The organism is Bacillus sp. B15-48, assembly GCF_016879755.1.
In the GTDB taxonomy this organism is placed as follows: Bacteria; Bacillota; Bacilli; order Bacillales; family Cytobacillaceae; genus Mesobacillus_B.
The window spans coordinates 1-8321 of sequence record NZ_WOFU01000024.1; the positions used below are offsets into that span (position 1 = coordinate 1).

At 36.0% G+C, this 8321-nt stretch carries 9 protein-coding genes, 1 rRNA gene and 1 pseudogene; 5 read left to right on the forward strand and 6 right to left on the reverse strand.

From position 1 onward, the window contains the following. The 3 genes and pseudogenes from GNT69_RS25075 to arr all read right to left on the reverse strand — a co-directional run. Nucleotides 1-343, reverse strand: a pseudogene (locus tag GNT69_RS25075) (IS4-like element ISGka3 family transposase); the annotation flags it as partial. 536 nt (nucleotides 344-879) lie between these two features. Further along, nucleotides 880-1092 (reverse strand): hypothetical protein, encoded by a 213-nt coding sequence (locus GNT69_RS25080; protein ID WP_203557712.1) that lies wholly within the window; start codon nucleotides 1090-1092, stop codon nucleotides 880-882. 443 nt (nucleotides 1093-1535) lie between these two features. After that, the gene (arr, locus tag GNT69_RS25085) at nucleotides 1536-1952 is read right to left on the reverse strand and encodes an NAD(+)--rifampin ADP-ribosyltransferase (RefSeq protein ID WP_203557713.1); all 417 of its coding nucleotides are present in this window, start codon (nucleotides 1950-1952) and stop codon (nucleotides 1536-1538) included. 488 nt (nucleotides 1953-2440) lie between these two features. On the opposite strand from arr, the gene GNT69_RS25090 reads away from it, so the two are divergent. The 3 genes from GNT69_RS25090 (at nucleotide 2441) to GNT69_RS25100 (ending at nucleotide 5068) form a co-directional block, all read left to right on the forward strand. After that, a complete protein-coding gene (locus GNT69_RS25090) occupies nucleotides 2441-3067 on the forward strand; it encodes a metal-dependent hydrolase (protein WP_203557714.1) in 627 nt (208 codons plus the stop codon). 138 nt (nucleotides 3068-3205) lie between these two features. After that, on the forward strand, nucleotides 3206-3910 hold the full coding sequence (locus tag GNT69_RS25095) for an HAD family hydrolase (RefSeq protein ID WP_203557715.1): 705 nt from the start codon (nucleotides 3206-3208) through the stop codon (nucleotides 3908-3910). Between the two features lie 282 nt (nucleotides 3911-4192). Continuing rightward, nucleotides 4193-5068: an aldose 1-epimerase family protein gene (locus tag GNT69_RS25100; RefSeq protein WP_203557716.1), complete on the forward strand. Its 876-nt coding sequence runs from the start codon at nucleotides 4193-4195 to the stop codon at nucleotides 5066-5068. 322 nt (nucleotides 5069-5390) lie between these two features. Here GNT69_RS25100 and GNT69_RS25105 read toward each other — a convergent pair whose 3' ends face one another. Then, the gene (locus tag GNT69_RS25105; protein ID WP_203557717.1) at nucleotides 5391-6011 is read right to left on the reverse strand and encodes an NAD(P)-dependent oxidoreductase; all 621 of its coding nucleotides are present in this window, start codon (nucleotides 6009-6011) and stop codon (nucleotides 5391-5393) included. 367 nt (nucleotides 6012-6378) lie between these two features. Between GNT69_RS25105 and GNT69_RS25110 the strand changes: the two genes are divergently transcribed. Next, complete coding sequence (locus GNT69_RS25110) at nucleotides 6379-6876, forward strand: GNAT family N-acetyltransferase (RefSeq protein ID WP_203557718.1); 498 nt, start codon at nucleotides 6379-6381, stop codon at nucleotides 6874-6876. A gap of 141 nt (nucleotides 6877-7017) precedes the next feature. Here GNT69_RS25110 and GNT69_RS25115 read toward each other — a convergent pair whose 3' ends face one another. Together GNT69_RS25115 and GNT69_RS25120 are read right to left on the reverse strand one after the other, a co-directional pair. Then, nucleotides 7018-7209, reverse strand: a complete 192-nt coding sequence (locus GNT69_RS25115; RefSeq protein WP_203557719.1) for a hypothetical protein — start codon at nucleotides 7207-7209, stop codon at nucleotides 7018-7020. Between the two features lie 108 nt (nucleotides 7210-7317). Then, the gene (locus GNT69_RS25120) at nucleotides 7318-7743 is read right to left on the reverse strand and encodes a DUF2512 family protein (protein WP_203557720.1); all 426 of its coding nucleotides are present in this window, start codon (nucleotides 7741-7743) and stop codon (nucleotides 7318-7320) included. A gap of 503 nt (nucleotides 7744-8246) precedes the next feature. Between GNT69_RS25120 and GNT69_RS25125 the strand changes: the two genes are divergently transcribed. Next, nucleotides 8247-8321, forward strand: a 16S ribosomal RNA gene (locus tag GNT69_RS25125); the annotation flags it as partial.

An 8321-nucleotide genomic window follows, 5' to 3' on the forward strand; every position in this document is an offset into this window, starting at 1 on the left:
GCTCTGAAATCTTATTTTTTAGAATCTGCCTGCTAAAAAGATGTCGGAAGATTTCTTTCATCATATTAACAGCGTTTTTGTTGAATCTTTGATTCAATCCTTCTGTGCTTAAAGAGACTTTCCGCTGGGCTGTAAGGAGCGCGCATAGCCTTGACAACGATTTGATGCCCGAGCCTTCATTAAAGAACGAACATAATGATACAAAATCCAGTGGCTCCAACTTACCTTTTCTCTGCTTAAATTTATGAGTCTTAGCCAATTCATTAAGAAAGTTGGAAGAGAAGATGCGACCTAGTTCATCAGACAAGAGTTTGAATTCGTCTTCAAATGTAAGATCAAACATTCAAAAAGCCCACCTTTCTATGGATTTATAGAAAGGATAGGCTATTTTCAAAGAATATGGTATTTATTTGCTTAACTTGATGGATATGGGGACGTACCCTGTGCTTCTTCTTAATATTAATTATTGTTTAGTGGGTTGATGATTTTTTATGATGTGGGAAACAAATAGGAAGAACATAGAAATCTTGCAAAGGTTGCAGCTTAAAGTATATGCCAAGTTTGATAGGTAACCATGATAATCTGCTGTTAAGTAACGGTGAGGCCAACGATGAAATTTCCTTTAAAAGGAATCCTTTTCTTGCAGTTTTAAATTTCCAATTCTGTTTGAGTATTGGGGATAGATTGAGCCACTGTTTGCCGACGACTGAGCCAGTAAATGCATGAAGGTGAGTCACTATTGATTACTGCCATAAGAATGTACGACTTCTGCCTTTTTATAAAGATAAAAGCCACAACCCTTCATATTTTTAGCGAAGAATTAGGCTTATGACCTTCCATAATCGGGCCATTAATGGAGTAAGCAATTGTATAAAATCGTTACTTTTTGTTATCACGATGTCTTTTATCAGCCGCACTTAGTATCAATAGAATAGCTACAAAGAAAACAATAACTTCAACTATCATCGTAGTCCAAATACCAAAAGAGAAGAAAAATGACAACAAAAATAACAATAATGGAACACCTAATATTAAAGCTAACCCTATTCCTAGTCCGACCTTTTCAGGTAGTGCATTAATTTTATCAATCATTATTTTCACCTTTTCAAACTTTTCCTTCTAATTTCTTCAAGAAAGTTCCGTTCTTTCCTTCAACTGTATTTAAATAACATTCATATTTTTCAGATTTATTATATCATAACTAATCCAGTCTTTTTAATGTTTTTCAAGAAAATGGCGCTTTTCATGGAAAAGGATTATTAACCGTCCACCTTGTATGAGGGTTACAGCGAGTGAAATGTACCATCCTTAACATATTTTTTATCACTGAAAGTCAAAAAATGATAAACAATAGTTTTTTGAATCAATAATGTTAAGGTGTTATACAGATTTGATTGATTTTAAATGAGATCGTTCTCCAGCAAACAGGCATTTAGTTGAAAAGGATGAGGCTAGGGCATAACTAAAAAACTTTAAAAAAACCGCAGGACGGCAGTCCGAGGAGGCACACCCGCCGCGCCCGTAAACTTTAAGGATTAATCGTCTATTACAGCTTTTCCTTGCTCACGTAACTTTTTTAAAGTTTCAATCATATGATTTATTTCTTCATCGGAATGTCTTTCCCATGAACTTAATTCAGCGATTATTTTCAAAGGAGATGTAGACCTATAGGAACGTGTTGGGTTGCCTGGAAATCTTTTGTCCGTTAAGTTCGGATCATTTTCAAACTCACCTAATGGTTCTATAATATAAATTCTTTCTTTTGATTTAGATGTTGCTAATTCAGCCCCCCATTTAGCAGCATCTAATGTTGCAGTAAAATATATATAGTTAGATTTCTTATCTTGGTAATTTGATAAGTGTTGTGGTTTTAATAAATCTCCAATTTTCAGTTCTGCTTTAGTACCGTGAAAAAAAGGACCATTATCTAAGACATCTTTTTTGTCATTCATATTGATACACCTCTTATATTTTTAGAATTGTATATAACACTATAGTATAGGAATTACAAAAAGAGTAGTCTATAAATAATTGATAAATCGTCGTATAATGTAAGTAGAGAGAACGATTTCGAACGACAATTACCTATTCAAACTTTTTCCTTGAAATCGTAAGGGAACTTATGCAAGAGGAAAAATACTGGTGAAGAAATAAAACAAGTAGTTGAAGCAGAAATTGAGTCCATTCAAGGGGATTTAAATACAGATATCAAGGATTTTTAAAAAACTGCAAATGAATAATCGTGAAAGAGTAAAAGCGTCAGTCACCATCCATTTTTCGGATGGTGACTGACGCTTTTATTGTTGTTCTATTAACTCGCCTTTAAAGATCAAAATCAGAACAAATATTCCTAAATTTGCTGATAAACTATTTAAATAAAGTTAAAAGTATAATAGAATAGGTTTTTACTGTTTGTAGATTAAGCTAGAGGTGTTCATTCATGAATGGAACAGCACATGTGTTGATTGGGGCGGGAGTCGGTTTCATCGCAGCCAACAGCTATCAAACTGATCCTGCGACGACTCTTATTTTCGTCGGAGTTGGGGCGGTGGCAGGCTTGATGCCTGATGTCGATATTGATGGGAAGTTATCAAATCGGATTACGTTCTCATATAAATGGTTTCAATATATTGCACAAATCATTGGCTTTCTTATGATGGTGTATAGTTACATAGAAGGTTCGGGAAAAGAAAAATGGTTAGGGATTGGGATTGGAATTGTGATCTTGTTCATCTCTACTAAAATTACACAGCGACGGATGCTTACTATTACAGGCGCAGGTGTTTTCGTTTGTGGACTTTCTTTGCAGGAAACATGGCTTCTCTTATTAGCCATTTTTATTATCATCGCTTCGTTTGTCCAACATCGAAGCTATACACATTCATTATTAGGATTAGCCTATTTTGGAGTGATTGCTCATTTGTTTGAACAATCGATTGGGATTGAAGGAGTATACAAGGTGGCCGTGGCTGCCTATGCAAGCCACCTCATCGCCGATATGAAATTCCTGCCGTTTAATCGAAGAGGCGTCAAGTTATTCCTTCCATTCTCTTCAAAGGAAATCTGAAATATAGGTATGGTTTCTCTATTTTCCTACAATGGCAGGCAGCAAGGACTTGTGCATTCTTTGACTTTTTGTCTTTATGGCGTGAATTAATTTAGGAGAATAGTGAATTAATACTAATAAAATAAGGGGGAAATGCGAATGGATACGATCATTTTTGACGTCGATGATACATTATACGATCAAGCACATTCTTTTCATAAAACTGTAAGGATGCTGTTTCAAGAGCCGTTATCAGACGAAGGAATTGATGAATTATATAAAGCTAGTCGAAAGTATAGCGAGATTTTATTTGATCAAAGTGAAGCGGGTGAAATCTCACTATTTGAATGGCAAACCGGACGAATTATCGCTGCTTGTAAGGACTTTAACATTCCTATAGATACGGAAAAAGCGACTATTTTTCATGAAACGTATGCAGCCGAACAAAAAAACATTTCATTGTTTCCGGAAGTGGAAGAACTGCTAAATGTACTTACTAAAGAAGGAAAACAGCTTGGGATTCTTACTAATGGTGAGGAAAAACATCAAGCAATGAAAATTAAGCAGCTCGGCCTTAGTCGTTGGGTTTCTGAAGAAAAGATTTTTATTTCCGGAACGATTGGTCATGCAAAGCCGAAAAGAGAAGTGTTTGATTTTATTGAAGAGAAAATGAACCTTGACCAAAGCAAAACGGTTTATATCGGAGACAATTTTGAAAAAGATATAATCGGAGCAAAACAAGCAGGCTGGCAGGCAGTCTGGATGAATCATCGTAAGAAAGATTTACCAGCCAATGCTATTTATAGACCAGATCAAGAAGTGCATAGTGCCAAAGAGCTATTAGATTTATTTATTCCGCTTTAAACGGGCAGAAAAATCCCACTGTTTGAAGTTTTACTTTTTAAAAAAGCGTATGCCGTTGTGTTAGGGATCAGTTGCAATGTTAGTTCTATTAAATAGAATACTGGCACTTGGCTGTAGAATTCCTATTCCGTAGTATGACAGTTTGTGCTATTTTTTAAAAATTTGCGTCAGCAAACGTAATCAACGATGACATCAATGAGCTTTAGGTTTTTTTAGCTAGTGTACCATCCGCTTGTATTCGCTATAATAAGAAAAATTATGTATTTAAAAGAGGGATAGAAGATGAAAATTTTAATTGAGAATGAGTGGTTGAAGGTAGAGATCGCTAGCAACGGAGCAGAAGTACAGAAAGTGGAGCAGAAGAAACAAGGACTGAATTATATGTGGACAGGGGATTCAGCATATTGGGGACGCGTTTCTCCGACTTTATTTCCAATTGTTGGGCGTTTAAAGGATCATCAATATCAACTTGAGGGTCACACGTACGAGATGTCACAACATGGCTTTTTACGTGATGTCGAATTTGAAGTTGGTAAGCAAAACGCAACAGATGTTTCCTTCCATTTCGAGTCTGCTGGTCGGTTCCTTCATATTTATCCTTACGATTTTAAGGCGGAAATCCGTTATGTTCTTGATCAGGATTCCTTGGTTGTTCATTGGGAAATAGAAAATTTACAAATGGAAGAAATGTATTTTTCAATTGGTGCCCATCCAGCATTTAGGGTCCCGCTTTTAGAAAATGAAACGATTGAGGACTATCATTTACACATAGTTCCTGCTGCAAATAAAAATGTGAAGGAATATGAACTAAAGGATGGTCTTATTCATGAGAAAGGAACGCCCGATGAAATTTCGATGATACAACTTACTGACTCCCTATTTGCTCATGATGCGCTCGTTTATAGCAATATTGACCAAATTACACTGTTATCGGATCAATCGAAACATGGTGTAGAAGTAATGTTCGAAGAATTTCCTTTCGTTGGGATATGGTCAAAGTACATAGATGGCAAGATGGCTCCATTTGTTTGCATTGAGCCGTGGTACGGAATTGCTGATACACATGATGCAACTGGGGACTTTAAAGAAAAATTCGGCATAAATAAACTAAAACCAAGAGAATCATTCCGAACGATGTATAAAATGAGGTTTAAATAAAGGGGACAAGCACGGGGACGCTTCTCGTGCTTCCTTCGTTTTTTAAAAATGGAGGAAGCACAAGCAAAATCGATGGTGCCTGGCATTTCCCTTCTGTTTGGCTTTCTTTCACCTCTAAATACTTTAATTGGGTGGGGGACAGACCACATAGCCCGCAAAGAGGTTGGAATGGGGACCATTCGATTTAATTTGGGTAGGAATAAAACAAATATTTTGGACCAGGTATTGATATGTTTTATACCTACATGATATGGATTTTGCATTTCAAAAACTCTTTTTTTATTGTGTTAGTACGATAAGTAAGTAGTGTAAGAGAATAGTATTAGTAGGCGATACCTACACGTGCTTTAATAAAATTGTTATTTTTAATTTGGCTCAGTGCGAATTCTGCTGTATCTGGCACTGAAATTTTAATGCCACCTTCCGGCAAAAAATTACGATCTATTCGATATATACCTAACCTTTCTCCATTCGGCAAATATGTAGGACAGACAATCGTCCATTCGAGTTTTGATTGTTTAAGCATATCGTAGACTTTATAATGTTCTTCAGCTGCACGGACTGACTTGCGCTTTGATTCACTCGACTGGTAACGTAATAGACTTGGGGTAATTCTACTTTGCAGGATTCCAGCAGTTCCTATCGTAATAATTCGTTGTATACCTTCATTTTCCATTGCTTCGATAATAAACGGCATACTTTCTGATAGAGTGGTTGCCCCATCTGTATTGAGTGCACTAATAACAACATCAATTCCATGCATGGCACGTACGATATCATCTTTATCTAAAACATTTCCTTGAATAATCGTTAAATTTTCATGGTTTATTTGAATCTTCTCTGGAGTGCGAACTAGTACGGTAACATGATGTCTGTCATGAAGAGAATAAGTAACGATTTGACTTCCAACTCGTCCAGTTCCACCTAAAATTAAAATATTCAAGAACGAACCTCCTTTTACGAATTTAAACATTCCACTCCTTTATAAAAGCTATTATATCGTCTTTTTTAATTAAAGTAGGAATACTTTAATAGAAAAGGTAAGACTTTGATGTTATCTCCTTCTTTTCCCCTGCATTACACCCAACGTGCGACTTTCCCCTGCTTTACTACACCCAACATGCGACTTTCACCGTATTAGGCGTTCCATCTTATTCTTATAAAGTAAGGCTTCTAAATTAACAACTATATGCAACAAAAGGTACCGACACTTATAATTATATTAAATGCCAAGCGTTCCTTATTATATTAACTAAGCAAGTTTGAATAGATAGGAAAGAATATCAGTCAGAAAGGGGGAAATAGACAAGATGATTTCTTTAAGAAATGTTCAAACCACAGATTTAGAACAGCTGTTATTGATTGAAAATGAAGGTTTTCCAATCGAAGAAGCTGCCACAAAAGAGGCTTTTATGGAGAGAATTCAGTTGATTCCTGATACCTTTATTGTTGCGGAAAAGAAAGGTGAGATTCTTGGTTATTTAAATGGACCTGTGATTCCTCAACCTTACATTTCCGATGACCTTTTTGCGAAAATCACAGAGAACCCGAAAACAGGAGGCTATCAAAGTATTTTAGGGTTAGCTGTGTCTAGACAGGCTAGAAGGCAAGGAATCGCGAAGATTTTAATTAAGAGGATGGAAGAACTTGTAAAAGCAAATGGAAGAGAGGGAATTACGTTAACCTGTAAACGTGATTTAATTGCTTTTTATGAAAAAATGGGGTTTGTTAACCATGGCCTGTCTGAATCAATTCATGGTGGAGTAAATTGGTATAACATGGTCAAATTAATAGAGGGTAAGAATTGACTCTTTCACCATGATGTAGTGGATAATCGTTCACGGTGCCTATGAATAACAGTAAAAGTTTCCGTTATTGACGTGACAACGGTGGATTAACTTTCCTTAACCACTGGAAAATAAAACGACTGCAATTTAAACATTGCAGTCCTACTCTTCGACTTGATGAGGTGGCTCTTCTTCAACTAGTTCTCTTGCTTCTTCAATATTAGTCCGATCTTCTCGCATATGAACAGAGCCGCCGGAAAGACCTTCATTTATAATGCGATCAATATCTAGATAGGTTTCATCCTTCCCCTCATAATTTACATCTTTTCTAATGGCTTTTTCTTGTTCCTTCATTATTAAATCCCTCCTGTAGATCATTAGGTTGTGCAGGGGAGGCAAAGTTTATTCTAGATATTCCTTATTTTGATTTCTTCTGGATTTAATAAACATGTTGAAATTAAATTACTTTTCTTTTCTTGGATCTGGATGTTGTTCTTCTGCAAACTCATAGGCAAATCGATTTTGAAAACTACCTGGAGTGGTAAGATTCATATTCTTGAGCATATAGGAGTGGACAAACAGTTCTGAGCCTGCGATAAGGAATGAGGAGGTAATGCTTACCCAAGCGACCTGAATGTAACTTTCGAGAAGGGGTCCTCCAAAAATCCAAACGACAAAATAGATGAGAAAAAAATCGACGACGACTGAATTCAGGTTACCAATTCGCGGAAGGAGAATTCGGTCACCGATGAAAAACGAAACAATCGTTACAAGAAAGGCAAATGAAGCGATATACGCAAAGGATGTATCGAAAAATAAACCGAAGCTAATCCAAAACACAACCAGGCTGGATAAAAATTTTAAGAGCAACACACTTAAGTTCTTCAAATTAAAAACACTCCTTTCATGATTCATGTTGTACAAATTCACCGCAAACCATACAAGGAAATCATCGGGATGGTAATGTAAGCCTTAAAGCGGTTTAAGCGCCTCATACAGAGAACTTTCTGTAACTTATATAATTAGTTTCATAGGAAATAGAAGGGGCTGACCTTTCCATTTGGTTAAATTTACTATTGTACTGTTAGACATAAAGTGATATTCTAATTTAGCTGCTTCGAAAGCAGGTAAAAAACACTGATTTTGATAAATAATTTTTTAATAAAAGTTATTGACGAAAGATGTCAGCTGTTATATCATTTAAATCCTGTCGTTGAAACGAACTTGATAACATGATATATTATTCCTTGTCGCTTCAAAAAGCGACGGTTGAAAAATTGTTCTTTGAAAACTAAACAAACAAGCGTCAACAAACAATATTTATCGTGTTTCTTCTATATTAATATAGAGAACATGAGCCAACGTTTTATTTAATGAGCTAAAGCTTACTCTTATTGGAGAGTTTGATCCTGGCTCAGGACGAACGCTGGCGGCGTGCCTAATACATGCAAGTCGTACGAATCTGA

What these genes read in the sequence shown, in the direction of transcription:
- GNT69_RS25115 (WP_203557719.1), bottom strand. Translation starts at nt 7,209, where the DNA reads ATGAAGGAACAAGAAAAAGCCATTAGAAAAGATGTAAATTATGAGGGG.
- GNT69_RS25080 (WP_203557712.1), bottom strand. Translation starts at nt 1,092, where the DNA reads ATGATTGATAAAATTAATGCACTACCTGAAAAGGTCGGACTAGGAATA.
- arr (WP_203557713.1), bottom strand. Translation starts at nt 1,952, where the DNA reads ATGAATGACAAAAAAGATGTCTTAGATAATGGTCCTTTTTTTCACGGT.
- GNT69_RS25090 (WP_203557714.1), top strand. Translation starts at nt 2,441, where the DNA reads ATGAATGGAACAGCACATGTGTTGATTGGGGCGGGAGTCGGTTTCATC.
- GNT69_RS25095 (WP_203557715.1), top strand. Translation starts at nt 3,206, where the DNA reads ATGGATACGATCATTTTTGACGTCGATGATACATTATACGATCAAGCA.
- GNT69_RS25100 (WP_203557716.1), top strand. Translation starts at nt 4,193, where the DNA reads ATGAAAATTTTAATTGAGAATGAGTGGTTGAAGGTAGAGATCGCTAGC.
- GNT69_RS25110 (WP_203557718.1), top strand. Translation starts at nt 6,379, where the DNA reads ATGATTTCTTTAAGAAATGTTCAAACCACAGATTTAGAACAGCTGTTA.